The sequence below is a fragment of the Alloyangia mangrovi genome (genome assembly GCF_002300555.2).
Classification (GTDB): Bacteria; Pseudomonadota; Alphaproteobacteria; order Rhodobacterales; family Rhodobacteraceae; genus Salipiger; species Salipiger mangrovi.
In genome coordinates this window covers 26,116-51,274 of sequence record NZ_NTHN02000037.1, presented here as the reverse complement: position 1 = coordinate 51,274, position 25,159 = coordinate 26,116, and the positions used below count along the sequence as shown (strand labels likewise).

21 protein-coding genes and 1 pseudogene are annotated in these 25,159 nt (G+C 68.8%); 17 read left to right on the top strand and 5 right to left on the bottom strand.

Going from position 1 to position 25,159, the window contains the following annotated elements; all coding sequences use genetic code 11:
• The 10 genes from tolA to folD form a co-directional block, all read left to right on the top strand.
• Positions 1-581, top strand: a 581-nt coding sequence (tolA, locus tag CLG85_RS18305) for a cell envelope integrity protein TolA (protein WP_512699376.1), incomplete at its 5' end; no start/stop codon positions are given.
• 140 nt (positions 582-721) lie between these two features.
• The gene (gene tolB / locus CLG85_RS18300; RefSeq protein ID WP_095884436.1) at positions 722-2,050 is read left to right on the top strand and encodes a Tol-Pal system beta propeller repeat protein TolB; all 1,329 of its coding nucleotides are present in this window, start codon (positions 722-724) and stop codon (positions 2,048-2,050) included.
• Between the two features lie 166 nt (positions 2,051-2,216).
• Positions 2,217-2,753, top strand: a complete 537-nt coding sequence (gene pal / locus CLG85_RS18295) for a peptidoglycan-associated lipoprotein Pal (RefSeq protein WP_095884437.1) — start codon at positions 2,217-2,219, stop codon at positions 2,751-2,753.
• A gap of 10 nt (positions 2,754-2,763) precedes the next feature.
• On the top strand, positions 2,764-3,609 hold the full coding sequence (ybgF, locus tag CLG85_RS18290) for a tol-pal system protein YbgF (protein ID WP_260349818.1): 846 nt from the start codon (positions 2,764-2,766) through the stop codon (positions 3,607-3,609).
• 20 nt (positions 3,610-3,629) lie between these two features.
• Entirely contained in the window at positions 3,630-4,937 is a 1,308-nt protein-coding gene (tilS, locus tag CLG85_RS18285) for a tRNA lysidine(34) synthetase TilS (RefSeq protein WP_260349817.1), read from the top strand.
• Positions 4,938-5,029: 92 nt separating this feature from the next.
• Positions 5,030-6,943, top strand: a complete 1,914-nt coding sequence (ftsH, locus tag CLG85_RS18280) for an ATP-dependent zinc metalloprotease FtsH (RefSeq protein WP_095884308.1) — start codon at positions 5,030-5,032, stop codon at positions 6,941-6,943.
• A gap of 172 nt (positions 6,944-7,115) precedes the next feature.
• Positions 7,116-7,715: an MOSC domain-containing protein gene (locus CLG85_RS18275; RefSeq protein WP_260349816.1), complete on the top strand. Its 600-nt coding sequence runs from the start codon at positions 7,116-7,118 to the stop codon at positions 7,713-7,715.
• A gap of 78 nt (positions 7,716-7,793) precedes the next feature.
• Entirely contained in the window at positions 7,794-9,488 is a 1,695-nt protein-coding gene (locus CLG85_RS18270) for a formate--tetrahydrofolate ligase (RefSeq protein ID WP_260349815.1), read from the top strand.
• Between the two features lie 156 nt (positions 9,489-9,644).
• A complete protein-coding gene (locus tag CLG85_RS18265; protein WP_095884285.1) occupies positions 9,645-9,941 on the top strand; it encodes a chorismate mutase in 297 nt (98 codons plus the stop codon).
• A gap of 5 nt (positions 9,942-9,946) precedes the next feature.
• Positions 9,947-10,849 carry a bifunctional methylenetetrahydrofolate dehydrogenase/methenyltetrahydrofolate cyclohydrolase FolD gene (folD, locus tag CLG85_RS18260; RefSeq protein WP_095884284.1) on the top strand — a complete coding sequence of 301 codons (903 nt, stop codon included), beginning with the start codon at positions 9,947-9,949 and terminating at the stop codon, positions 10,847-10,849.
• A 37-nt stretch (positions 10,850-10,886) separates the two neighbouring features.
• Here the strand turns inward: folD and pdeM are convergent, their stop codons facing one another.
• Positions 10,887-11,552: a ligase-associated DNA damage response endonuclease PdeM gene (gene pdeM, locus CLG85_RS18255; protein WP_260349814.1), complete on the bottom strand. Its 666-nt coding sequence runs from the start codon at positions 11,550-11,552 to the stop codon at positions 10,887-10,889.
• 86 nt (positions 11,553-11,638) lie between these two features.
• A pseudogene (locus CLG85_RS18250) lies at positions 11,639-14,054 on the bottom strand (ligase-associated DNA damage response DEXH box helicase).
• A 261-nt stretch (positions 14,055-14,315) separates the two neighbouring features.
• Between CLG85_RS18250 and yghU the strand changes: the two are divergent.
• Positions 14,316-15,173, top strand: coding sequence for a glutathione-dependent disulfide-bond oxidoreductase (gene yghU / locus CLG85_RS18245; protein WP_095883828.1), 858 nt, complete (start codon positions 14,316-14,318; stop codon positions 15,171-15,173).
• An 86-nt stretch (positions 15,174-15,259) separates the two neighbouring features.
• Here the strand turns inward: yghU and hisG are convergent, their stop codons facing one another.
• From hisG to hisS, 3 genes are read right to left on the bottom strand one after another with little or no spacing between them, the layout of a single operon-like run.
• Positions 15,260-15,952: an ATP phosphoribosyltransferase gene (hisG, locus tag CLG85_RS18240; protein ID WP_095883827.1), complete on the bottom strand. Its 693-nt coding sequence runs from the start codon at positions 15,950-15,952 to the stop codon at positions 15,260-15,262.
• On the bottom strand, positions 15,949-17,031 hold the full coding sequence (locus CLG85_RS18235; protein WP_260349813.1) for an ATP phosphoribosyltransferase regulatory subunit: 1,083 nt from the start codon (positions 17,029-17,031) through the stop codon (positions 15,949-15,951). The genes hisG and CLG85_RS18235 overlap by 4 nt, the downstream gene beginning before the upstream one ends.
• Complete coding sequence (hisS, locus tag CLG85_RS18230; RefSeq protein WP_095883554.1) at positions 17,022-18,494, bottom strand: histidine--tRNA ligase; 1,473 nt, start codon at positions 18,492-18,494, stop codon at positions 17,022-17,024. The genes CLG85_RS18235 and hisS overlap by 10 nt, the downstream gene beginning before the upstream one ends.
• A gap of 242 nt (positions 18,495-18,736) precedes the next feature.
• On the opposite strand from hisS, the gene CLG85_RS18225 reads away from it, so the two are divergent.
• The 6 genes from CLG85_RS18225 to CLG85_RS18200 all read left to right on the top strand — a co-directional run bounded on the left by CLG85_RS18225 (position 18,737) and on the right by CLG85_RS18200 (position 25,101).
• The gene (locus CLG85_RS18225) at positions 18,737-19,375 is read left to right on the top strand and encodes a helix-turn-helix domain-containing protein (protein ID WP_095883553.1); all 639 of its coding nucleotides are present in this window, start codon (positions 18,737-18,739) and stop codon (positions 19,373-19,375) included.
• A 144-nt stretch (positions 19,376-19,519) separates the two neighbouring features.
• Positions 19,520-20,407, top strand: coding sequence for a class II glutamine amidotransferase (locus tag CLG85_RS18220; protein WP_095883552.1), 888 nt, complete (start codon positions 19,520-19,522; stop codon positions 20,405-20,407).
• Positions 20,408-20,410: 3 nt separating this feature from the next.
• Complete coding sequence (locus CLG85_RS18215) at positions 20,411-21,094, top strand: GltB/FmdC/FwdC-like GXGXG domain-containing protein (protein WP_095883555.1); 684 nt, start codon at positions 20,411-20,413, stop codon at positions 21,092-21,094.
• 10 nt (positions 21,095-21,104) lie between these two features.
• Positions 21,105-22,442: an FMN-binding glutamate synthase family protein gene (locus CLG85_RS18210; RefSeq protein WP_095883551.1), complete on the top strand. Its 1,338-nt coding sequence runs from the start codon at positions 21,105-21,107 to the stop codon at positions 22,440-22,442.
• 77 nt (positions 22,443-22,519) lie between these two features.
• On the top strand, positions 22,520-23,824 hold the full coding sequence (gene glnT / locus CLG85_RS18205; RefSeq protein ID WP_095883550.1) for a type III glutamate--ammonia ligase: 1,305 nt from the start codon (positions 22,520-22,522) through the stop codon (positions 23,822-23,824).
• A 26-nt stretch (positions 23,825-23,850) separates the two neighbouring features.
• Complete coding sequence (locus CLG85_RS18200) at positions 23,851-25,101, top strand: sarcosine oxidase subunit beta family protein (protein WP_095883549.1); 1,251 nt, start codon at positions 23,851-23,853, stop codon at positions 25,099-25,101.
• Positions 25,102-25,159: the final 58 nt, after the last annotated feature.

Below are 25,159 nucleotides of genomic sequence, written 5' to 3'. Positions count from 1 at the left end.
CGCTGGCGCCCGATGCCTCGCGCCGTCCGGCGACGCGGCCGACCCAGCTTGCCCAGCGTCCCGAGCCGGAGACGCCCAAGCCGGCCGAGAAGCCGGCGGAGAAACCCGCCGAGAAGCCCGCCGAGAAGCCGAAGACCGAGACCGCCAAGACCGAGACGCCCAAGCCCGCCGCGCCGGAGCCCGCCGAGGATGCCGTCGCCGATGCCATCGCGCAGGCGCTGGCTGCCGGGGGAGCCGCCGAGGAGCGCGGTCCCGCCGGCCCGCCGCTCACGCAGGGCGAGCGCGACTCGCTGCGCGTCGCGGTGCAGAAGTGCTGGGTGGTCGACGTCGGCAGCCAGGCCGCCAACGTGACGGTCACCGTCAGCATGGACATGGAGCCCGGTGGCCGGGTTGTTTCGTCCTCGCTGCGGATGATCGGCTCGTCGGGCGGAGATGCCTCGGCGGCGGAGACGGCCTTCCAGAACGCGCGCCGGGCGATCCTGCGCTGCCAGGCCGACGGCTACCCGCTTCCGGCGGACAAGTACGACCAGTGGAAGACCATCGAAATGACCTTCAACCCCGAGCAGATGAGGCTGCGGTGACCGCCCCTCAGGCAAGGATTTGCGCAGGCCGCGCGTTGCGGCGCTTTGTCCGGGGCACCTCCCCGCGCTATGTTGGCCCCGAGGCAGTCATTCCTGCGGCAGACAAGCGCGTCGGCGCGACCGGGAAGGAGAACACGAGCATGACTAGACTACTGGCCCTCATCCTCGCCCCTGCGCTGGCAGTGGCGGGACTGGCCGCACCGGCGCTGGCCCAGGATGGCCCGCTGCGCATCGAGATCACCGAGGGCGTGGTTGAGCCGCTGCCCTACGCGGTGCCCGACTTCGTCGCCGAGACCGGCGATGCGGCGCAATACGCGCAGCAGATCAGCCGGGTGATTGCCGACGACCTGACCGGCACCGGCCTCTTCCGCGAGATCCCGCGCGATGCGCATATTTCGCGCGTGTCGAATTTCTCGAGCCCGATCCAGTTCTCGGACTGGAAGGCGATCAACGCGCAGGCGCTGATCACCGGCGCGGTGTCGTCTGACGGCGCGGGCAAGCTCACCGCCAAGTTCCGCGTCTGGGACGTCTTTGCCGGCACCGAGCTGGGGCAGGGGATGCAGTTCTCGGCCACGGCCGACGGCTGGCGTCGGCTTGCCCACAAGGTTGCCGATCAGGTCTATTCGCGGATCACCGGCGAGGGCGGCTATTTCGACAGCCGCGTGGTCTTCGTGTCCGAGACCGGCCCCAAGGACGAGCGCGCCAAGCGGCTCGCGGTCATGGATTACGACGGCGCCAACGTGCAGTTCCTCACCTCGAGCAACTCGATCGTCATCGCGCCGCGCTTCTCGCCGAATGGCAGCCGGGTGCTCTACACCAGCTACGAAACCGGCGAGCCGCGCATCCACGTGCTCGACGTGGGCTCGGTGCAGAGCCGCATGCTGCCGACCACCGATGGGGTGATGAGCTTTGCGCCGCGCTTCTCGCCGGACGGCTCGCAGCTGCTCTATTCGATGACACGTGGATCGAATACCGACATCTACGCGATGGACATCAACTCGGGCCAGACCCGGCAGCTGACCACCGCGCCCTCGATCGAGACCGGCGCCAGCTTCTCGCCCGACGGCAGCAAGATCGTCTTCGAGAGCGACCGCTCGGGCAGCCAGCAGCTCTACGTGATGCCGGTGGGCGGCGGCGAGCCGACGCGGATCAGCTTCGGCCAGGGTCGCTATGGCACGCCGGTCTGGTCCCCGCGCGGCGATCTCATCGCCTTCACCAAGCAGAACGCGGGGCGCTTCCACATCGGCGTGATGCGCACCGACGGTTCGGAAGAGCGGCTGCTGACCGCCTCCTTCCTCGACGAGGGTCCGACCTGGGCACCGAACGGCCGGGTGCTGATGTTCGCCCGCGAGACCCAGGGTGCGACCGGCTCGAGCTCGCTCTACACGGTCGACGTCTCGGGGCGGAACCTCAAGCGGGTGCGCACGCCGGACGGCGCGTCCGACCCGAGCTGGGGCCCGCTGCAGTAAGCGCGGCGCCGGGCAGGCACGGCGGGCCAAGGGGCGGGGCTCCTTGGCCCTGTTGCCTTGGAAACAAACCTCTCAAAAGGGTTATCTTGCCTTCAATGCGCCACGTTCCCAAGGCTTTCGCGCTGTGCTAGCGTTGCGGCAAACACACGAGCAGGACAGTGATCCAATGACATATCTTCCGAAGGTTCTGATGCTGGTGGCCGGCCTTGGCCTTGCCGCCTGTACAAACCCGGACCGCTTTGGCGCCGGCGACGGCACCGGTGCCGGTGGCGCAGGCTACGGCAATGGCTCCGGCGTGAACGGCGGCTACCTCGACGGCTCCGCCAGCGACCCGCGTTCGCCCGCCTATTTCAACCAGGCGATCGGTGACCGCGTGCTCTTCGCCGTCGACCAGTCGACGCTTTCCGCGGATGCGCAGGCGACGCTGGACGCGCAGGCGCAATGGCTGATGACCAACTCCGATTACCTCGCGGTGATCGAGGGTCACGCCGACGAACAGGGCACCCGCGAGTACAACATCGCGCTGGGTGCGCGCCGGGCGAACGCGGTGATGGAGTACCTGATCTCCAAGGGCGTCGCCTCGGGCCGCCTGCGCCAGATCTCCTATGGCAAGGAACGCCCGGTCGAGGTCTGCTCGCAGGAAGCGTGCTACGCCAAGAACCGCCGTGCGGTGACGGTGATCTCCATGGGCATGACGAGCTGAGGCCGGGCGGATGCGTCTGACCGGCATTGCCCTCTGCCTGGGCCTGATCGCGTCCGGCGCGCAGGCCCAGCAAACCGAGACCCTGGCGGACCTCCGCCAGGAACTCTCGCTCTTGAATGGTGAACTTCTGAAGCTCAAGCAGGAGCTCAACACCACCGGCATCGGCTCGACGAACATGCCCGCCAGCATGCTCGAACGCGTCAACGCGATCGAGGCCGAGCTGTCGCGGGTGACCGCCAAGACCGAGGAACTCGGCCACCGTATCGACAGCGTCGTCGCGGATGGAACCAACCGCATCGGCGACCTCGAGTTCCGCATCTGCGAGATGGAGCCCGGTTGCGACATCGGTGCCATCGGCCAGACCAAGCCGCTCGGTGGGCAGCAGCCCGCGACCGGCGGCACCTCCGCTCCGGCCCCGGCTCCGGCTCCGGCGCAGACCGCCGAAACGCCCCTCGGGGGCGGTGCGCAGCTTGCCGTCGGCGAAGAGACGGACTTCCGGCGGGCGCAGGAGGCGCTCGCCAATGGTGACTTTCAATCCGCCGCGGAAAAGTTTGCGGCCTTCCGCCAGACCTACCCGGGCTCTCCGCTAGAGGCGGCGAGCTACCTGGCCGAGGGACAGGCGCTGAAGAAGGCGGGCGATACCCGAGAGGCGGCGCGGCGCTTCCTCGGGGCCTATGCCAACTACCCCGAGAGCGAGGTCGCCCCGGCGGCGCTCTGGCAGCTCGGCACGGCGCTCGGCGAGCTGGGCAGCACCACCGAGGCCTGCGTCACGCTGGGCGAGGTCGCGACCCGCTATCCGGGCACCGAGGAGGTGTCGAAGGCGGCGGACGAGATGGCGCGCCTCGGCTGCCAGTGAGGCCGCCGGACGGCATCCCGGTGAGCGCCTCGCTCGACCAGCGCTTCGCAGAGGCGATGGGCGCGGCGCTCGGACCCGATTTCCCCGAAAGCATTGCCCTCGCCGTCTCCGGCGGGGGCGACAGCATGGCGATGCTGACGCTGGCGCACAATTGGACACATGTCTGGGGCGTGCGGCTGCGGGTGGTGACGGTTGATCACGGTCTGCGCCCCGAGGCTGCCGCCGAGGCCGAGATGGTGGCGCAGACCTGCGCCGAGCTCGGCTGGGAGCACCAGACCCTGCGCTGGCACTGGGACGGGCTGGGCAACCTGATGGATTCCGCCCGCCGCGCCCGGCTTTCCCTGATCGACGGCTGGCGGGGCGAGACCCGAGACGTCCTGCTCGCCCATACCGCCGACGATGTCGCCGAGAGCTTCCTCATGCGCCTGTCGCGGGGTGCCGGGGTCGAGGGGCTGTCGGCGATGCGGGCCCTGCGCGAGGTCCGGCTGGGGGAGGGTGCGCCGATGCGCATCGTTCGTCCCTGCCTGGGCATGCGCCGCGCCGAGCTGCGGCATTATCTGCGGGTGCTGCAGGGGCAGTGGGTCGACGATCCGTCCAACGATGACGACGGCTACGAGCGGGTGCGCGCCCGCAAGCTGGTCGCCCGGCTCGAGGCGGAAGACTCCCTGACCGGCGCCGATCTCGCGGCGGCCGCCAACCGCATGGCGCGCGCCTCCGAGGCGCTGCGCGCCCGCGCCGCGCAGGTCTGGGGCGAGATCGCCGCCGAGGTGCCGCCGCAGCGCTGCGGTGATCTCCTCTTCGACCAGACCGCCTTCCAGGGCATCGAGCGCGACACACAACTTCGGCTGCTGTCGGCGGCGCTGCGTTACGTCTCGGGCGCGGAATATCCGCCCCGCGAAGCGCCGCTCGAGGCGCTGCTCGAGCGGCTGCTCGGCGGCGGGGGCGGCACGCTGCACGGCTGCGAGGCGCGGATCGAGCGCGGGCGCATTGCCGTCTTCCGCGAGTTCGCGGCGGTGCAGAACCTGTCCGTCGTGGCGGAAGCGGACGCGCTCTGGGACGGGCGCTGGCGTCTCGCGCTCACCGTTCCCGAGGGGCTCACCTTGCGCGCCCTCGGTGAGGACGGCTGGGCGCAGCGCGACCGAAAGGCCGAGCCGCAGGTGCCCTTCCACGCCGCCCGCAGCGCTCCGGCGCTCTTCGCGGGCGACCGGCTGGTCGGCTGCGACGCGCTGCAACCTGAGGGAGAGAGTGCGGTTTTCCGGCTCTGCCCCTTCGGGCGCCTCGCCCCCGACTTCGCGGCTTTCCTGGAATCAGGCCCGGCTTCGGGGTGAAATCGCATTGAACCGGCTGGCTCAGCCCTTATGTTAGGCACAGATCGCGGAACCGAGAGGTCCGCGAGATACGTCATTTTAGGAGGCCGTCCTTGGGCAACGCACGAAATATCGCCTTCTGGGTCGTTCTTTTCCTGTTGATTCTGGCGCTCTTCAACCTCTTCTCCGGAGGCGGAAGCACGCTGCAGAGCCGGGAAATCAGCTACTCGGACTTCATGGAGGCGGTGGATTCGCAATCCGTCAGCTCCGTCACCATCGACGGCGAACAGATCCGCTACCGGGGGAACGACGGGCAGGATTACGTCACCGTCAAGCCCGAGGATGCCCAGGTCACCGATACGCTCATCGACAAGGGCGTGACGGTTCGGGCCGAGGCACAGGAACAGTCTGGCTTCCAGGCCTTCCTGCTGAGCCTTCTGCCTTTCCTTCTGCTGATCGGCGTGTGGATCTACTTCATGAACCGCATGCAGGGCGGCGGCAAGGGCGGCGCCATGGGCTTCGGCAAGTCCAAGGCCAAGCTGCTCACCGAGAAGCACGGCCGCGTCACCTTCGATGACGTGGCGGGCATCGACGAGGCCAAGGAAGAGCTCGAAGAGATCGTGGAATTCCTGCGCAATCCGCAGAAATTCTCGCGCCTCGGCGGCAAGATCCCCAAGGGCGCGCTGCTCGTGGGCCCTCCGGGCACAGGTAAGACGCTGCTGGCGCGCGCCATCGCGGGCGAAGCGGGCGTGCCGTTCTTCACCATTTCGGGTTCCGACTTCGTGGAAATGTTCGTCGGTGTCGGCGCATCCCGCGTGCGCGACATGTTCGAGCAGGCCAAGAAGAACGCCCCCTGCATCGTTTTCATCGACGAGATCGACGCCGTGGGCCGCAACCGTGGCTCGGGCTACGGCGGTGGCAACGACGAGCGCGAGCAGACGCTCAACCAGCTGCTGGTCGAGATGGACGGTTTCGAGGCGAACGAGGGCGTGATCATCATCGCCGCCACCAACCGCCGCGATGTGCTTGACCCCGCGCTGCTGCGTCCGGGCCGCTTCGACCGCCAGGTCATGGTCGGCAACCCCGACATCAAGGGCCGCGAGAAGATCCTCGGCGTGCACGCCCGCAAGACCCCGCTCGGCCCGGATGTCGACCTGCGCATCATCGCGCGCGGCACCCCCGGCTTCTCGGGCGCGGATCTGGCGAACCTTGTCAACGAGGCGGCGCTCATGGCCGCGCGTGTCGGTCGCCGCTTCGTGACGATGGAAGACTTCGAGAACGCCAAGGACAAGGTCATGATGGGCGCCGAGCGCCGGTCGATGGTCCTGACCGCCGAGCAGAAGGAAAAGACCGCCTACCACGAGGCCGGTCACGCCGTGGTGGGCCTGATGCTGCCGCAGTGCGACCCGGTCTACAAGGCGACGATCATCCCGCGCGGCGGTGCCCTCGGCATGGTGGTCTCGCTGCCCGAGATCGACCGTCTGAACTGGCACAAGTCGGAATGCGAGGAAAAGCTCGCGATGACCATGGCCGGCAAGGCTGCCGAGATCATCAAGTACGGCGAGCCCAACGTGTCGAACGGCCCGGCCGGCGACATCCAGCAGGCTTCGGCGCTGGCGCGCGCCATGGTACTGCGCTGGGGCATGTCGGACAAGATCGGCAACATCGACTACTCCGAGGCGCACGAAGGCTACCAGGGCAACACCGCGGGCCTGTCGGTCTCGGCGCACACCAAGGAGCTGATCGAGGAAGAGGTCCGCACCTTCATCCAGACCGCCTATGAGCGCGCCTACCAGATCCTCACCGACAACAACGAGGAATGGGAGCGCCTGGCGCAGGGGCTGCTCGAATACGAGACGCTGACCGGCGACGAGATCAAGCGGGTGATGAAGGGCGAGCCGCCGAACGCCTCGGGCGGCGAGGACAGCGACGCGGACGAGACGCCGAGCGTGACCTCGATCCCCAAGACCAAGCCCAAGGCCAAGCCCGCCGACGAGGGCGGCATGGAGCCCGAGCCCTCGGCCTGAGCGCGTCGTCCTTGAAAAGACACAGACCCCGGAGCCCGGACAGGCCCCGGGGTCTTTCTTTTTCGGGGGGCCTTCCGGTGTCTTGCGCAGAAATCGGAGCGGATCCCCCCTCGACCTCGCGGCGCATCTGTGGCCCAACTGGGCGCCGTAACGTCAGTCGAAGGATCCTCCCATGCCCGCGCTCATCCCCACCGAGTTCACCGCCCGCATCACCTGGCTCGGGAAGGTCCCGCTGGAGGGCGACGACATCCGCTCGCAGGCCGTCGAGTCGCTCGAGATCGGGTGGGGCGGGCCGGAGGGCGAGCGCCACGCCGGGCGCACGCGGCCGTCCTGCTCGCGCGTGACCTCGCAGCACAAGCGCGGCACCGAGATCGCCAACGTCCGGCAGATGTGCCTGATGTCCGCCGAAGAGCTGGCCGAAATCGCCGGGAGCCTGGAGCTGGACGACGTTGACCCGCAGCTCGCCGGGGCGACGCTGGTGCTCGAGGGCATCCCCGATTTCAGCCACCTGCCGCCCTCGTCCCGGCTGCAGGGGCCGGATGGGGTGACGCTGATCATCGACATGCAGAACCGCCCCTGCAACCTGCCCGCCCGCGAGATCGAGGCCGAACACGCGGGCCACGGCAAGGCCTTCAAGGGCGCGGCCAAGGGCAAGCGCGGCGTCACCGCCTGGGTCGAGCGCCCGGGGCGGCTGGCGCTTGGCGACGAGCTGCGCCTGCATGTACCGGACCAGCGCGTCTGGGCACACCTCAAGGCCGTCCGCAAGGGCTGAGCGCTTCGCGCGTGACCGGCGCGCGGCGAGCGGCTATGGAGGGCGGCAGACGACCAGACGGGAAGGAGGCCCCCGCCCATGAGCAGCAAGATGACCACCGACATCGAAATCGCCCGCGCCGCAGAGAAACGCCCGATCCAGGAGATCGGCGAGAAACTCGGCATCACCGGCACCGACCTCATCCCCTATGGCCATGACAAGGCGAAAGTTTCCGCCGGCTTCATCGCCGGGCTGAAGGGGCGCAAGCAGGGCCGGCTGATCCTCGTTACCGCGATCAACCCGACCCCCGCGGGCGAGGGCAAGACCACCACCACCGTCGGCCTCGGCGACGGGCTGGCGGCGATCGGCAAGAAGGCGGCGATCTGCATCCGCGAGGCCTCGCTCGGGCCGAACTTCGGCATGAAGGGCGGGGCTGCCGGCGGCGGTTATGCGCAGGTGGTGCCGATGGAGGAGATGAACCTCCATTTCACCGGCGACTTCCACGCGATCACTGCGGCGCACAACCTGCTCGCGGCGATGATCGACAACCACATCCACTGGGGCAACGCGCTCGACATCGACCTGCGCCGGATCGTCTGGCGCCGGGTGCTCGACGTCAACGACCGCGCCCTGCGCGATGTGGTGACGGGTTTGGGCGGCGTGCCCAACGGTTTCCCCCGTCAGGGCGGCTTCGACATCACCGTGGCCTCCGAGGTGATGGCCTGCCTCTGCCTCGCCGACGACCTGACCGACCTGCAGCAGCGGCTCGGCGACATGATCGTCGCCTACCGCCGTGACAAGACCCCGGTGCATGCGCGCGACCTGAAGGCCGACGGCGCGATGACCGTGCTGCTCAAGGACGCGCTGCAGCCCAACCTGGTGCAGACCCTCGAGCACACCCCGGCCTTCGTGCACGGCGGACCGTTTGCCAATATCGCCCATGGCTGCAACTCGGTCATGGCCACCAAGACCGCGCTGAGCCTCGCCGATTACGTGGTGACCGAGGCGGGCTTCGGCGCCGATCTCGGCGCCGAGAAATTCTTTGACATCAAGTGCCGCAAGGCCGGGCTGCACCCCGATTGCGTGGTGCTGGTCGCCACCGTGCGGGCGCTGAAGATGAATGGCGGGGTCGCCCGTGCGGATCTCGGCGGCGAGGACGTGGCTGCGGTGAAGAAGGGCTGCGCCAACCTCGGCCGCCACATCGAGAACCTGCGCCAGTTCGGCGTGCCGGTGGTGGTGGCGATCAACCATTTCGCCGGCGACACCGAGGCCGAGGTGGCGGCGGTCAAGGCCTATGCCGAGGCCCGCGGTGCCGAGGCGCATCTCTGCCGCCACTGGGCCGAGGGTTCGAAGGGCATCACGAAACTCGCGGAGCGCGTCGCCCATATCGCCGACGGCGACGCCGCGCAGTTCGCGCCGATCTACCCCGATGAGATGCCGCTGTGGGAAAAGATCGAGACCGTTGCCAAGCGCATCTACCACGCCGAGGAGGTCACCGCCGACCCGCGCATCCTCGCGCAGCTTGCCGAGTGGGAGAAGCAGGGCTTCGGCAACCTGCCGGTCTGCATGGCCAAGACCCAGTATTCCTTCTCGACCGACCCCAAGAAGCTCGGCGCGCCCTCCGGCCACATGGTGCCGGTGCGCGAGGTGCGGCTCTCGGCCGGGGCGGGCTTCGTCGTGGCGATCTGCGGCGACATCATGACCATGCCCGGCCTGCCGCGCGTGCCCGCGGCCGAGACCATCCGGCTCAACGACGCGGGTGAGTCGAGGGGCTGTTCTGACTTCTCAAGATGACGCGGCGGGGGCGGTTCCGGACCGCCCCCGGGTTTCCGATCCGCGCCTCGATTGTCGTCTTTGGCCCGCGCTTTGCCGCACTGGTGCGTTGATCATCGCGCCGCATCGCGGCATAGGGGGCGCAGCGGACCACGGTCACCCTGCAAGGAGGCGCCCATGCGCGATCCCGCAACCCTCGGCGACATGACGGCGCTGCGCGCCGAGATCGACGCCACTGACAGGCGCCTCAGCGCGCTGCTGGCGCACCGCCAGAGCCTCATCGACCGTGCTGCCGAGATCAAGACCGGCGCGGGGCTCCCCGCCCGGATCGAGGCCCGCGTCGAGGAGGTCATTGCCAACGCCCGGAGCAATGCCGAGGCCGAGGGCATCGACCCCGAGCTGAGCGAGACGCTCTGGCGCGCGCTGGTGGACTGGTCGATCCGCCGCGAAGAAACGGTACTGGGACAGGAGTGAGGCGCATGAGCGCAACGATCATCGACGGCAAGGCCTTTGCCGAAAAGGTGCGGACGCAGGTCGCCGCCCATGTGACGCGGCTGAAGGATGAACACGGCATCACCCCCGGCCTCGCCGTGGTGCTGGTGGGCGAGGACCCGGCCTCCGAAGTCTACGTCCGCAACAAGGGCAAGCAGACGCTCGAGGCGGGGATGAACAGCTTCGAGCACAAGCTGCCCGCCGAGACCTCCGAGGCGGACCTGCTGGCGCTGATCGACCAACTCAACACGGATCCGGCGGTGCACGGCATCCTCGTGCAGCTGCCGCTGCCGGCACATCTGAACTCGGACCTGGTGATCAATTCGATCGACCCCGCGAAGGACGTGGACGGCTTCCACATCTCCAACGTCGGCCTTTTGGGCACCGGTCAGAAGAGCATGGTGCCCTGCACCCCGCTCGGCTGCCTGATGATGCTGCGCGAGCAGCTCGGGTCGCTCTCGGGGCTGAACGCCGTGGTGGTGGGCCGCTCGAACATCGTCGGCAAGCCGATGGCGCAGCTCCTGCTCGGCGACAGCTGCACGGTGACCATCGCGCATTCGCGCACCAGGGATCTGGCCGAGGTCTGCCGCCGCGCCGACATCCTCGTCGCGGCCGTCGGCCGCCCCGAGATGATCCCCGGCGATTGGGTCAAGCCCGGCGCGACGGTGATCGACGTGGGCATCAACCGTATCCCCGCGCCGGAGAAGGGCGAGGGCAAGATGCGCCTCGTCGGCGATGTCGCGTTTGCCTCCGCCGCCGAGGTCGCGGGCGCGATCACCCCGGTGCCGGGCGGCGTCGGTCCGATGACCATCGCCTGCCTGCTGGCCAACACCGTCACCGCCTGCTGCCGCGCCAATGGCCTTGCCGAGCCCGAGGGGCTGACGGCCTGAGCATGAGAGCGCCGTGCGGCCCCCCCGCCCGGCGCCTTCAGCGCGGCATCGGGATCGCCAGCGGCACCGCGCCGGTGAGGATCGCCCGCGCGCCCGCCTCCATGAGCCCCGCAAGCGCCGGGCTGTCGGTGCGCAGACCGCCGGTGTAGGCGCCATAGGCGGGCATCAGCAGCCGCGCCTCGTCCACCAGGAAACAGGCCCGCGAGATGACCCGCCCGCCGCGCAGCACCAGCCGCGCCTTGGGGTGGTAATGCCCCGAGACCTCGCCGCGCGCGCCCGGCTTGGCGATGTGCCGCAGCACCAGCCCGCCCAAGTCCAGCTCCGCCAAATGCGTGCCGCCGAGCGAGACCGGACCCGGATCGTGGTTGCCCTCGATCCACATCCAGTCGCGCCCCGCCTGCAGCCGGGCGATCCACAGCCGGTCCTCCTCGGGCAGCAGCAGGTCGATCCCCGCCGCGTCGAAACTGTCGCCAAGACAGACCACCCGCCGCGCGCCGGTGGCCTCGAGGTCGCGCTCCAGCCGCAGCAGCGTCTCGCGCCCCTCGTAGGGCGGCAGCAGCGCCCCGCCCTGCGCGGCCAGCCGGGCTGACTTGCCAAGATGCAGGTCCGAGACCACCAGCAACCGCTCAGCGGGCCAGAACAGCGCCCCCGATCCCAGCGCCTCCAGCGTCGCCCCGCAAAAATCGATCCCCAATCGCGTCATGCCCGCCGCAATGCCAGAGCCGTCGCCGTTCTTCTAGGCCCAAATATCCCGGGGGAGGCCGCGCAGCGGCCGGGGGCAGAGCCCCCTCACGCGCCGATCTCCCAGAGCCCCGCCTCGCGCAGCAGCGCGCCGACCTCCTCTTCCAGCAGCCGCGCCTCGGCACTGCCGCGGATCGGCACCCGGCCGGGCTCGAGGAAGAGCGGCGCCGAAAGCGGCGAGAGCCGCGCGAGCCGGACAAGGTCGATCCGGCCCTCGACCCGCTGGCACATCTCGCGGATGCGGGCGAAATCCACCAGCCCGCGCATCGCCTCCTCGCGGGTGATCTGCAGCAGCAGGTGATCCGGGTCGTATTTCACCAGCGTGTCATAGAGGATGTCCGAGGACATGGTCGCCTGCCGCCCGGTCTTGCGCTGGCCGCCGATGTTGCGCTCGATCAGCCCGGCGATGGTGGCCGAGGCGCGGAAGGTCCGCTTCATCACCGCATTGCCCGCCAGCCAGCCCTCGAGCCCCGCCTCCAGTGCCGCGAGATCGAAGAGCGGGCCCGGGTCGATGATCGCATCGAGGCCCCAGATCAGCACGGCGTAATCCGTGGCGACGAAGCCCATGGGCGCCAGCCCTTCCTCCTCCATCCGCTTGGTGAGCAGCAGCCCCAGCGTCTGCATCGCGTTGCGCCCGGCAAACCCGTAGACCACAAGCTGCTCGCGCCCGTCATGCGGGAAGCTCTCGATCAGCAGCCGGCCCGGCTGGGGCAGGCGCGAGACCTCGCGCTGCAGGTGCAGCCAGTCGGCGGTGTGCTCCGGCAGGCCGGGCCAGTCCTCCTGCTGGAACAGGCGCAGGATGCGCTCCGAAAGCTGGGTGGAGGTGGCGAATTTGGTGCCCATGAAGGTGGCGATCTTCGGCTTGCGGTGGGCGTCGCGGCTGACCTGCACCACCATCTCGCGCAGCCCCTCGTAGCGCACGATCTGCCCGCCGATGAGGAAGGTGTCGCCGCGGGTGAGCTGCGCGGCGAAGCCCTCCTCGATCTCGCCCAAGGGGGCGCCGCCCCGGCCGCGGTAGCGCACCTTGAGCGTGTCGCTGTCCTGGATGGTGCCGATGTTCTGCCGGATGCGCGCCGCCGAGCGCGGATCGCGCAGCTGCCAGAGCCCGTCCTCGCGTTGCTTCAGCCGCTGCCACTGGTCGTAGGCCCGCAGCGCGTAGCCGCCGGTGGCACAGAACATCAGGCAATCGTCGAAGGCGGCGCGGCTCAGCCCGGCATAGGCTCCGGCGGTGGTCATCTCGGCGTAGAGGGCATCCGCCTCGAACGGCCCGGCGCAGGCGGCGATGAGAATGTGCTGGCAGAGCACGTCGCGCGGGCCGGACCCGCGGCGCTCGCCGTCGAGATCGCGCGCGCGCACCGCCTCCAGCGCCGCCAGGCATTCCACCACCTCGAAGCGGTTCGCCGGCACCAGCAGCGCCTTGGAGGGGGCGTTGTAGCGGTGGTTGGCCCGGCCGATCCGCTGCACCAGCCGCTTCACGTTCTTCGGCGCGCCGATCTGGATCACCAGGTCGACGTCGCCCCAGTCGATCCCCAGATCGAGCGAGCCGGTGCAGACGATGGCGCGCAGATCGCCGCGCACCATGGCGGCCTCGACCTTCTCGCGCTGGCCGCGGTCGAGCGAGCCGTGGTGGATGCCGATCGGCAGCGCCTCCTCATTGGCCAGCCAGAGCTTGTGAAAGAAGATCTCCGCCTGCGCTCGGGTGTTGTGGAAGATCAGCGTGGTGCGGTGCCGCCTGACCTGCTCCAGCACCGCCGGGATCGCGTGGGCGGCGCCGCCGCCGGACCAGGGCGGGGCGGCCTCGGTGTGCAGCATCGAGATATCCGGCTCTGGCCCCGGGTCTGCTTCGACGATCTCGCAGGGATCGGGGTGCCGGGCCAGCAGCCGGGCGATGGCCTGCGGGTCCTCCACCGTCGCCGAGAGTCCCACCCGCCGCAGACCCGGGCAGAGCCGCTGCAGCCGCGCCAGCGCCAGCATCAGCTGATCGCCGCGCTTGCTCTCGGCCAGCGCGTGGATCTCGTCGACCACCACCCTCTGCAGCCCCGCGAAGATGCGCGGCGCATCCTCGTAGGAGGTCAGCAGGGCAAGGCTCTCGGGTGTCGTCAGCAGGATGTGCGGCGGGTGGGCCCGCTGGCGGCGCTTGCGCGAGGATGAGGTGTCGCCGGTGCGGTCCTCGACGCGGATCGGCAGGCCCGCCTCCTCGATGGGGATGAGCAGGTTGCGCCGGATGTCCGCCGCCAGCGCCTTCAGCGGCGAGACGTAGAGCGTGTGCAGCCCCGTCCTCGGCGTCTCGGTCAGCTCGGCCAGCGTCGGCAGGAAGCCGGCCAGCGTCTTGCCGCCCCCGGTGGGCGCGATCAGCAGCAGCGCCGGCGCGCCCGCCCCGCGCCAGCATGGCACGCTGGTGCGGGTGCAGGCTCCAGCCACGCGCGGAGAACCACTGGTCAAGAGAGACGGGCAGGTCGGACATGCCTCGTAGATAGGCGCCCGCCGCCCGAGGAAAAGCACGCCGCATCCCCTTTCTTCTAGGCAGAAATATCCCGGGGGAGACGCGCGCAGCGCGGCGGGGGCAGAGCCCCCAATCGCTCGCAGATGCCCGAGCCGAGCCGCCGCCGGGATCAACGCAGCAGCCCCCCTCACACCCACATGTGCCGCCACGCACAGCCCCGCCTCTGGCCTTTCCGCCCCAAACCACTAGGGTTCGGCGCAATCAGACAATGGAGCCTCTCTCATGAACGCTGAATACACCCCTCCCAAGGTCTGGACATGGGATGCCGAGAACGGCGGCCAGTTCGCCTCGATCAACCGTCCCATCGCCGGCGCGACCCACGACAAGGCGCTGCCGGTCGGCAAGCACCCGTTCCAGCTCTACAGCCTCGCCACGCCCAACGGCCAGAAGGTCGGGGTGATGTTCGAGGAGCTGCTCGCCGCCGGCCATGACGCCGAGTACGACGCCTGGCTGATCCGCATCGGCGACGGCGACCAGTTCGGCTCGGGCTTCGTCGAGGTGAACCCCAACTCGAAGATCCCGGCGCTGATGGACCGCTCGGGCGACACGCCGGTGCGCGTCTTCGAATCCGGCGCGATCCTTCTGCACCTCGCCGAGAAGTTCGGCGCCTTCCTCGGGAAGCCCGAAGACCGGGCCGAGATGCTGAGCTGGCTGTTCTGGCAGATGGGCAGCGCGCCTTATCTCGGCGGCGGCTTCGGGCATTTCTACGCCTATGCGCCCTCGAAGATGGAATATCCGATCAACCGCTTCGCCATGGAGACCAAGCGCCAGCTCGACGTGCTCGACCGCAACCTCGCGGACCGCAGGTTCATGGCGGGTGACGATTATACCATCGCCGACATCGCAATCTGGTGCTGGTACGGCAACCTGGTGCTGGGCCGCGCCTACGAGGCTGCCGAGTTCCTCGACGTGGAAAGCTATGCCAACGTCCGGCGGTGGGCGCAGGAGATCGACGCGCGCCCGGCGGTCAAGCGCGGCCGCATGGTCAACAAGGCCACTGGCCCGCTCGAGGAGCAGTTGCACGAGCGTCACGACGCCTCTGACTTCGAGCTGCGCACGCAGGACAAGCTGGCCGGGTGAGGGGAAGGGCAACTTCCTTCGAAGGAAGTTGCAAATCGCTTCGAACAGATTTGCCCGGGGGATCGCTCTCCCGGGCATTCTTGTTGTCAGACGCCGAGCATCTCGCTGAGGCCGCGCATCGCCTCGCGGTCGGCCTCGGTGAGCTTCGCGGCGCGCGAACGGAAGAGCGTCGCCTGGCTGCGCAGCACCGGCTCCTCGGCCAGCACCTTGAGGTGGTTGGCGCGCAGCGTCTCGCCGGTCGAGGTGATGTCGGCGATGGCCTCGGCGGTGAGGTTCTTCACCGTGCCCTCGGTCGCGCCCTGGCTGTCGACGAGCTGGTAGTCAGCCACGCCGCCCATGCGCAGGTAGTCGCGCACGAGGCGGTGGTACTTGGTGGCGATGCGCATGCGGAAGCCGTGGCGGGCGCGGAAGGCGGCAGCGGCCCCGTCGAGATCGTCGAGCGTGTCGACATCCACCCAGGCGGCGGGCACCGCGACGATGAGATCGGCTTGCCCGAAGCCCAGCTCGGCCAGCTGCTCGACCTTCTGGTCCCATTGCACCAACTTCTCGCGCACGAGATCGGTGCCGGTGACACCGAGGTGGATGCGCCCCGCCGCCAGCTCGCGGGGGATCTCCCCGGCAGAGAGCAGCACCAGCGACACGTCCTCGACGCCCTCGACCGCGCCCGCGTATTCGCGATCCGAGCCGCTGCGCGAGAGCTTGACGCCGCGCGCGCCGAACCAGTCGAAGGTCTTCTCCATCAGACGGCCCTTGGAGGGCACACCGAGCTTGATGGTCATCGTGCCACCTCCAGAAGGATGCCCGGCCGGATCACGCCGCCGACGGCGGGGATCTCCTGCCCGCCGCCGAGCCGCCGGGTGAGCGCGTCATAGCGCCCGCCGGTGGCGATGGGGGGCAGGTCCGGGCGGCTCTCGCAGACGAAGCCGAAGGCGAAGCCGTCGTAATATTCCATCGAGCTGCGGCCGTAGCTGGCCTCGAAGTCGAGCTCGGCCACGTCGATGCCGCGCGCCGATAGCGCGTCGCAACGGCGCTCGAAGGTCTCGAGCGCGGGCAGCAGCGCGGGCATGTCCACGGCGATGTCGCGCAGGTGCTCGAGCGCGAACGAGCAGGTCTCGCGCACCGCCAGCACGGCGTCGATCAGCTCGACCTGTCCACGCGGCAGGGCGGGCTCGGCGGCATCGGCGCGCAGGGCGGCGATGCGGGCCTCGATCTCGCGCTCGCTGCGCATGCCGATCACCGGGCCGGCCTTGGCCATCGGATCCGCCTGCGCCAGCATCGCCGCGCGGGTCGCGGGCACCGGTGTCTTGCCCGAGTAACGGTCGAGCAGGGCGCGGAAGCGGCGCGGCCGCCAGATGTGGCGCAGGAGCGCGTCGCGGCGTTTCTGCGAGGTTTGCAGTCCCGCCACGGCGGCAGTCAGGATGCCGATATCGCCGGTCACCGGGCGCAGCGCATGCGGCTTCAGCACCTCGGCGAAAAGCGCGAAGACCTCGGCGTCGAGCACTGCCTGGTCGCCCCGGTCAAAGACCTCGTAGCCCACCTGGTAGTATTCCGACGGGCGCTCGGGGTGCTCTTCCTGGCGGCGGAAGACCTCGCCCGCGTAGGTGTAGCGGGCGGGATCGGCGCCGTGCGACATGTGCATCTCGACCACCGGCACGGTGAAGTCGGGACGCAGCATCATCTCGCCGCGGGACGGGTCATGGGTGACATAGGCGCGGGCGCGGATGTCCTCTCCGTAGAGGTCCAGCAGCGTCTCCGCCGACTGCATGATCGCGCAGTCGAGCGGTTGCGCCCCGGCCTCGGCGAAAACCGCCCTCAGCCGTTCCGCCTCGGCCTTCTCGGCAGCGAAGTTCACGCCCATTGGCTCAGGATCTCGCGCACCTTGGCGACCAGCTGGTCGCGCGGCACCTCGTATTGCGAGGGGCGCTCCTTCCACTCCTCGAGGCTGGCACTCTGCGCCAGCTTGGCCCCGAGGATCAGATCCTTGATCTGCACCACGCCGCGGTCCTTCTCGTCGCCGCCCTCGATGACGGCCACGGGGGACTCGCGCTTGTCCGCGTACTTGAGCTGGTTGCCGAAGTTCTTCGGGTTGCCGAGGTAGACCTCGGCGCGGATGCCGGCGTTGCGCAGCTCGGCAACCATTGCCTGATAGTCGGCCATGCGGTCCTTATCCATCACCGTCACCACCACCGGGCCCTGCGCCGTGCCGCCGATGCGGCCCTTGGCGCGCAGCGCGGCAAGCAGCCGGTCGACGCCGATCGAGACGCCGGTCGCCGGGACGGACTGGCCGGTGAAGCGCTTGACCAGGTCGTCGTAGCGCCCGCCGCCCGAGACCGAGCCGAACTGCCGCTTGCGGCCCTTCTCGTCGAGGATCTCGAAGGTCAGTTCCGCCTCGAACACCGGGCCGGTGTAATAACCGAGCCCGCGCACGACCGAGGGGTCGATCTCGATGCGGGTCGAGCCATATCCGCCCGCGTCGAGCAGCGTGGCGATCTGCTCGAGCTCATCGACGCCCTCGGCGCCGATCGCCGAGCCGCCGATGGCAGCGCGCAGGTTGGCCAGCGTCGCGCCCGCATCCGTGCCCTTCGAGGTCAGGAAGGCCAGCACCGGCGCCGCCTGATCGTCGGAAAGGCCCACGCCGTCGATATAGGCGCCCGAGGCGTCGAGGCGCCCCTTGCCCAGAAGCTCCCGCACGCCGCTCTCGCCGACCTTGTCGAACTTGTCGATGGTGCGCAGGACAGCCTGCTGCTGCGCGTCATCCGACAGGCCCATGGTCTCGAGCACGCCGTTCAGAACCTTGCGGTTGTTGACCCGCACCAGGTAGTCGCCGCGCGGGATGCCAACCTCTTCCAGCGTGTCCGAGAGCATCGCGCAGATCTCGGCGTCGGCGGCCACCGAGGGCGCGCCCACGGTATCCGCATCGCACTGGTAGAACTGGCGGAAGCGGCCCGGGCCGGGCTTTTCATTGCGCCAGACCGGCCCCATGGCGTAACGCCGGTAGGGGGTGGGCAGGTCGTTGCGGTGCTGGGCGTAGACCCGCGCCAGCGGCGCGGTCAGGTCGTAGCGCAGCGCCACCCAGCCGTCGTCATCGTCTTCCCAGGCAAAGACACCCTCGTTCGGACGGTCGACGTCCGGAAGGAACTTGCCAAGTGCCTCGACGGTCTCGACGGCCGAGCTTTCCAGCGCCTCGAAGCCGTAGCGATGATAAACCCCGGCGATGGTATGCAGCATATGTGCACGCTCGGTCACTTCCGTGCCGAAATAGTCGCGGAACCCCTTGGGCGTTTGTGCCCGGGGGCGGGGGGCTTTCTTTTCCTTGGCCATGGCCTCGCTCCGGCTGTCCAGATTGCGCGCATCCCATAGCCGCTTGACCACAAAGGAGCAAGCAAAGGCCTCGGCTTCGGGATGATGAGAGGGGCCGCTACGGCAATTGTGTCCGACGGGGCGCGGGCGGAAGGCGTGCCGGAGAGGGGTCTTGCCGAGCAAGCAGCGGTATGCGCAGCCTTGCATCCTACGGGGCGCGGCAGGCCCGGCGCCCCGTGACGCCGGAAGACGAAGGAGCACCGATGGCCAAGCGGGACGACAAGGCGCTGCAGCAGAACCCCCACGCGTTGCGCGAGCAGCGCGAGAAGAATCTCGAGGTGGCAATTGGCCGGCAGGTGCGCGAGCTGCGCAAGCGGCAGCGGATGACTGTCGCGGACCTCGCCACGCAGACCGGCCTGTCCGTGGGGATGCTCTCGAAAATCGAGAACGGCGTCATCTCACCGTCGCTCACCACCATCTCGACGCTGGCCCATGCGCTGCGCGTGCCGCTGGTGCAGCTGTTCTCCGGCTACGAGGAAGAGCGCGGCTGCATGCACGTCAAGGCCGGTGAGGGGGTGGAGATCGAGCGCGCCGGCACCCGCGCCGGGCACCAGTACCACCTGCTCGGCCATATCGGCTCGAACAACTCGGGCGTGGTGGTCGAGCCCTACATGATCAGCCTCGACAGCGAGAGCGACCAGTTCCCCACCTTCCAGCACGAGGGCATCGAGTTGCTCTACATGCTCGAGGGCGAGATGGGGTACCGGCACGGCGATCGGCTCTACCGGATGGAGCCCGGCGACTCGCTGCTATTCGATTCTGACGCGCCGCACGGGCCGGAAGAGCTGATGTCCCTGCCGATCCGCTACCTGTCGATCATCACCTACCCCCAGCAGCGCTGACTCTGCCCAATTCGCGGGCGAAAATTTCTGATGAGGACAAACAATTTCCTGCGGACGGAGTTTTTCTTGGAGGGAATAAAGGTTTCCCGGTAGTGATTTTGGCAAGGGGCGCTTCCGCCCGTTCCAGAACTCTATGGAGGACCCATGTGCGGCATCGTTGGCCTTTTCCTCAAAAGGGATGAGCTGCGCCCCAAGCTGGGCGACATGCTGACCGACATGCTCATCACCATGACCGATCGCGGCCCGGACAGCGCCGGCATCGCGATCTACGGGGATGCGGCATCCGGCCTGAAGATCACCGTCCAGTCGGACACGCCGGACAAGGACTTTGCCGGTCTCGACGCGTCGCTGGCCGAGGTGCTCGGCGCCGAGGTGACGATGCGCGTCGCCAGCACCCATGCGGTGCTGACCCTTCCGGTGGCGCAGGAGGCCGAGGCGCTGAGCTTCCTCGAGGCGCGCGGCCTGCGGGTCATGGGCTCGGGCGAGAGCATGGAAATCTACAAGGAGGTGGGCCTGCCCAAGGACGTCGCCGCCCGCTTCGGCATCCGCGAGATGGGCGGCAGCCATGGCATCGGCCACACCCGCATGGCGACCGAAAGCGCGGTGACCACGCTCGGCGCGCATCCGTTCTCGACCGCCGGGGACCAGTGCCTCGTGCATAACGGCTCGCTGTCGAACCACAACGCCATGCGCCGCAAGCTCGCCAAGAAGGGTGTCTTCACCAAGACCGAGAACGATACCGAGGTGGGCGCGGCCTATATCTCCTCGCGCATCGCCGAGGGCGCCACACTGGGCGAGGCACTGGAAGGCACGCTGAAGGACCTCGATGGGTTCTTCACCTTCGTCACCGGCACCAAGACCGGCTTCGGCGTGGTGCGCGACCCCGTTGCCTGCAAGCCCGCCGTGATGGCCGAGACCGAGGATTACGTCGCCTTCGCCAGCGAATACCGCGCCTTTGCCGACCTGCCGGGGATCGACGCCGCCCGCGTCTGGGAACCCGAGCCCGCCACCGTCTACTTCTGGGAGCGCTGAGTGATGCCCGTTCTGGATATGCTGGAAACCGAGCTGCGCGAGGTCAACGCCACCCTTCAGGCCGCCGCGAGGGCCAAGGGCAACGAAACCTTCACTATCGAGAACCCGCGCGGCGCCCATGCCATGGCGGTGGGGCTCGACGGGCCGATCTCGGTCACCGTGAAGGGCTCGACCGGCTACTACTGCGCAGGGATGAACAAGCTCGCCACCGTGCATGTGACCGGCTCCGCCGGCCCGGGCGTGGCCGAGAACATGATGTCCGGCGAGGTGATCATCGAGGGTGACGCCAGCCAGTACGCCGGGGCCACCGGCCATGGCGGGCTGCTCAACATCAAGGGCAACGCCAGCTCGCGCTGCGGCATCTCGATGAAGGGCATCGACATCGTCGTGCACGGCAACATCGGCCACATGTCCGCCTTCATGGCGCAGAAGGGCAATCTGGTCGTTCTGGGCAACGCTGGCGATGCGCTGGGCGACAGTCTCTACGAGGCGCGGCTCTTCGTGCGCGGCTCGGTGAAATCGCTCGGTGCCGACTGCGTCGAGAAGGAGATGCGCCCCGAGCACCTCGAGATCCTGCGCGGGCTGCTCGAACGCGCCGGTGCGGATGCCAGGCCCGAGGAGTTCAAGCGCTACGGTTCTGCCCGCACGCTCTACAACTTCAACATCGACCACGCCGACGCCTACTGAGGAGCGGACCATGGACAAGACACCCCAGCACACTCCCCAGACCGAACCCCGCCAGTCCTGGACCTTCTCGCGCGAGATCAACTCCGAGATCCGCCGCGCGGCGGCGACCGGCATCTACGACATCCGCGGCGGCGGGGCGAAGCGCCGTGTGCCGCATTTCGACGACCTGCTGTTCCTCGGCGCCTCGATCAGCCGCTACCCGCTCGAGGGCTACCGCGAGAAATGCGACACCTCGGTGGTGCTCGGCACGCGCTTCGCCAAGAAGCCGATCGAGCTGAAGATCCCGATCACCATCGCGGGCATGTCCTTCGGCGCCCTCTCGGGCAACGCCAAGGAAGCCCTCGGCCGCGGCGCGACGCTCTCCGGCACCTCGACCACCACCGGCGACGGCGGCATGACCGAGGAAGAACGCGGGCATAGCGAAAAGCTGGTCTACCAGTACCTGCCGAGCCGCTACGGCATGAACCCCGACGACCTGCGCCGTGCCGATGCCATCGAGGTGGTCGTGGGGCAGGGCGCCAAGCCCGGCGGCGGCGGCATGCTGCTCGGCCAGAAGATCACCGAGCGGGTCGCCGGGATGCGCGACCTGCCGGTGGGCATCGACCAGCGCTCGGCCTGCCGCCACCCCGACTGGACCGGGCCGGACGATCTGGAGATCAAGATCCTCGAGCTGCGCGAGATCACCGGCTGGGAAAAGCCGATCTACGTGAAGATCGGCGGCGCGCGCCCCTATTACGACACCGCGCTGGCGGTGAAGGCCGGGGCCGACGTCGTGGTGCTCGACGGCATGCAGGGCGGTACCGCCGCGACGCAGGATGTGTTCATCGAGCATGTCGGCCAGCCGACGCTGGCCTGCATTCGCCCTGCCGTGCAGGCGCTGCAGGATCTGGGCATGCACCGCGAGGTGCAGCTGGTGGTCTCGGGCGGCATCCGCACCGGCGCGGATGTGGCCAAGGCGCTGGCGCTGGGCGCGGATGCGGTGGCCATCGGCACCGCCGCGCTGATCGCGCTCGGCGACAACGATCCCAAGTGGGAAGACGAGTACCAACGGCTCGGCACCACCGCCGGGGCCTATGACGACTGGCACGAGGGGCGCGATCCGGCCGGCATCACCACGCAGGATCCCGAGCTGATGTCCCGCCTCGATCCCATCGCCGCCGGGCGCCGCCTGCGCAACTATCTCAACGTGATGACCCTCGAGTGCCAGACGATCGCCCGGGCCTGCGGCAAGAGCCATGTGCACAATCTCGAGCCGGAAGACCTCTGCGCGCTCACGATGGAAGCCGCAGCCATGGCGCAGGTGCCGCTTGCCGGCACAAACTGGTGGCCGGGCAAGGGCGGCTTCTGACCGCCATAGCCCCGGACGCAAAATGGCGAGGGCGGCCAACGCCCCGCCGGTACCAACAGGGAACGAAAGGGACCACCATGGCTGATCTGGCCGAATTCGCCCGGGCGCGCGGCGTGAAGTACTTCATGATCTCCTACACCGACCTTTTCGGCGGCCAGCGCGCCAAGCTGGTGCCGGCGCAGGCGATCGCGGACATGCAGGAGGACGGTGCGGGCTTTGCCGGCTTCGCCACATGGCTCGACCTCACCCCGGCGCATCCCGACATGCTCGCCGTGCCCGACCCCGAGGCGGCGATCCAGCTGCCGTGGAAGCCCGAGGTGGCCTGGGTGCCCGCCAATTGCGTGATGGAGGGCGACGACGTCGCGCAGGCACCGCGCAACGTGCTGCGCAAGCTGGTGGCCGAGGCGGCCTCGGAAGGGCTGCGGGTGAAGACGGGGATCGAGGCCGAGTTCTTCCTGCTCACCCCCGAGGGCGACCAGATCTCCGACCCCTTCGACACCGCCGAGAAGCCCTGCTACGACCAGCAGGCGGTGATGCGCCGCTACGACGTGATCGCCGAGATCTGCGATTACATGCTGGAACTGGGCTGGGGTCCCTACCAGAACGACCACGAGGACGCCAACGGCCAGTTCGAGATGAACTGGGAGTTCGCTGACGCGCTGACCACCGCCGACCGCCACAGCTTCTTCAAGTTCATGGTGAAATCCGTGGCCGAGAAACACGGGCTGCGCGCCACCTTCATGCCCAAACCCATCGAGGGGCTGACCGGCAACGGCTGCCATGCGCATATCTCGGTCTGGGATACCGAGGGCAAGGTCAACGCCTTTGCCGATCTCGGCAAGGACCTGGGCCTGTCGGATCAGGGGCGGCACTTCCTCGGCGGCATCATGAAGCACGCCGAGGCGCTGGCGGCGATCACCAACCCGACGGTCAACAGCTACAAGCGGATCAACGCGCCGCGCACGACCTCCGGCGCGACCTGGGCGCCCAATACCGTCACCTGGACCGGCAACAACCGCACCCACATGGTGCGGGTGCCCGGCCCCGGCCGCTTCGAGCTGCGCCTGCCCGACGGCGCGGTCAATCCCTACCTGCTGCAGGCGGTGATCATTGCCGCGGGCCTTTCCGGCATCCGCTCCAAGGCCGATCCGGGCAAGCGCCACGACATCGACATGTACGCCGAGGGTCACCTGGTGACGGACGCGCCGCGCCTGCCGCTGAACCTTCTGGACGCGGTCCGGGCCTATGACGCGGACGCGGAGCTGAAGGAGATGATGGGCGCCGAATTCTCCGCCTCCTACACCAAGATGAAGATGCAGGAGTGGACGTCCTTCGTGTCGCATTTCTCCCGCTGGGAGCGGGACACCACGCTCGACATCTGACCACCTTCTTGCACGCGAGCTGAGCCATGCATTTCTCCGGCCTCCGGGTCATCAAGGAAGCCCTCACCGGCCACAAAGGCTGGAAACCGCTCTGGCGCGATCCCGCGCCCAAGCCAGCCTATGATTTCGTCATCGTGGGTGGCGGCGGGCACGGGCTCGCCACCGCCTTCTACCTTGCCAAGACCTTCGGGCAGGCCAAGGTGGCGGTGCTGGAGAAGGGCTGGATCGGCTCGGGCAACATCGGGCGCAACACCACGATCATACGGTCGAACTACCTGCTTCCGGGCAACGAGCCCTTCTACGAGTTCTCAATGAAGCTCTGGGAGACCCTCGAGCAGGAGACCAACTTCAACTCGATGGTCAGCCAGCGCGGGATCATCAACCTCTTCCACACCGACGCGCAGCGCGACGCCTACCGGCGGCGCGGCAACGCCATGCTGCTGGCCGGGGCGGATGCGCGGCTCATGGGGCAGGGGGAGCTGCGCGCGCGGCTGCCGTATCTCAACTTCGACAACGCCCGCTTTCCGATAAAGGGCGGGCTGCTGCAGGCCCGCGCCGGCACCGCCCGCCACGACGGTGTGGCTTGGGGCTATGCGCGGGGCGCCGACATGCGCGGCGTCGACATCATCCAGAACTGCGAGGTCACCGGTTTTCGCATCGAGGGCGGCACGGTCCGGGGCGTCGAGACCACGCGCGGCTACATCGGCGCGGGCAAGGTCGGCGTCGCCGTGGCGGGCTCGTCGAGCCGGGTCATGCAGATGGCCGGGATGCGCCTGCCGATCGAGAGCCATGTGCTGCAGGCCTTCGTCTCGGAGGGGCTCAAGCCGCTCATCGACACGGTGATCACCTTCGGCGCGGGGCATTTCTACATCAGCCAGTCCGACAAGGGCGGGCTGGTCTTCGGCGGCGACATCGACGGCTACAATTCCTACGCGCAGCGCGGCAACCTGCCGGTGGTCGAGGACGTGGCCGAGGGCGGCATGGCCGTCATGCCGATGATCGGCCGGGCGCGGCTGCTGCGCAGCTGGGGCGGCATCATGGACATGTCGATGGACGGCTCGCCGATCATCGACGCGACGCCGGTGGACGGGCTCTACCTCAACGCCGGCTGGTGCTACGGCGGCTTCAAGGCGACGCCTGCCTCGGGTTACGCCTTTGCTCACCTGCTGGCCACCGGCCGCCCGCACGAGACCGCGACCGCCTATCGGCTCGACCGCTTCGCGCGCGGGCATCTCATCGACGAAAAGGGCGCGGGCGCCCAGCCGAACCTGCATTGAGGCTTCCCATCATGTGCTGTGCCATGCTCCTCCTGCCCGCCCGGCGGCACGCCGGGCA

Coding starts and splice junctions, on each gene's coding strand:
- tolB (WP_095884436.1), top strand. CDS start 722: ATGACTAGACTACTGGCCCTCATCCTCGCCCCTGCGCTGGCAGTGGCG.
- pal (WP_095884437.1), top strand. CDS start 2,217: ATGACATATCTTCCGAAGGTTCTGATGCTGGTGGCCGGCCTTGGCCTT.
- ybgF (WP_260349818.1), top strand. CDS start 2,764: ATGCGTCTGACCGGCATTGCCCTCTGCCTGGGCCTGATCGCGTCCGGC.
- CLG85_RS18275 (WP_260349816.1), top strand. CDS start 7,116: ATGCCCGCGCTCATCCCCACCGAGTTCACCGCCCGCATCACCTGGCTC.
- CLG85_RS18270 (WP_260349815.1), top strand. CDS start 7,794: ATGAGCAGCAAGATGACCACCGACATCGAAATCGCCCGCGCCGCAGAG.
- CLG85_RS18265 (WP_095884285.1), top strand. CDS start 9,645: ATGCGCGATCCCGCAACCCTCGGCGACATGACGGCGCTGCGCGCCGAG.
- folD (WP_095884284.1), top strand. CDS start 9,947: ATGAGCGCAACGATCATCGACGGCAAGGCCTTTGCCGAAAAGGTGCGG.
- pdeM (WP_260349814.1), bottom strand. CDS start 11,552: ATGACGCGATTGGGGATCGATTTTTGCGGGGCGACGCTGGAGGCGCTG.
- yghU (WP_095883828.1), top strand. CDS start 14,316: ATGAACGCTGAATACACCCCTCCCAAGGTCTGGACATGGGATGCCGAG.
- hisG (WP_095883827.1), bottom strand. CDS start 15,952: ATGACCATCAAGCTCGGTGTGCCCTCCAAGGGCCGTCTGATGGAGAAG.
- CLG85_RS18235 (WP_260349813.1), bottom strand. CDS start 17,031: ATGGGCGTGAACTTCGCTGCCGAGAAGGCCGAGGCGGAACGGCTGAGG.
- hisS (WP_095883554.1), bottom strand. CDS start 18,494: ATGGCCAAGGAAAAGAAAGCCCCCCGCCCCCGGGCACAAACGCCCAAG.
- CLG85_RS18225 (WP_095883553.1), top strand. CDS start 18,737: ATGGCCAAGCGGGACGACAAGGCGCTGCAGCAGAACCCCCACGCGTTG.
- CLG85_RS18220 (WP_095883552.1), top strand. CDS start 19,520: ATGTGCGGCATCGTTGGCCTTTTCCTCAAAAGGGATGAGCTGCGCCCC.
- CLG85_RS18215 (WP_095883555.1), top strand. CDS start 20,411: ATGCCCGTTCTGGATATGCTGGAAACCGAGCTGCGCGAGGTCAACGCC.
- CLG85_RS18210 (WP_095883551.1), top strand. CDS start 21,105: ATGGACAAGACACCCCAGCACACTCCCCAGACCGAACCCCGCCAGTCC.
- glnT (WP_095883550.1), top strand. CDS start 22,520: ATGGCTGATCTGGCCGAATTCGCCCGGGCGCGCGGCGTGAAGTACTTC.
- CLG85_RS18200 (WP_095883549.1), top strand. CDS start 23,851: ATGCATTTCTCCGGCCTCCGGGTCATCAAGGAAGCCCTCACCGGCCAC.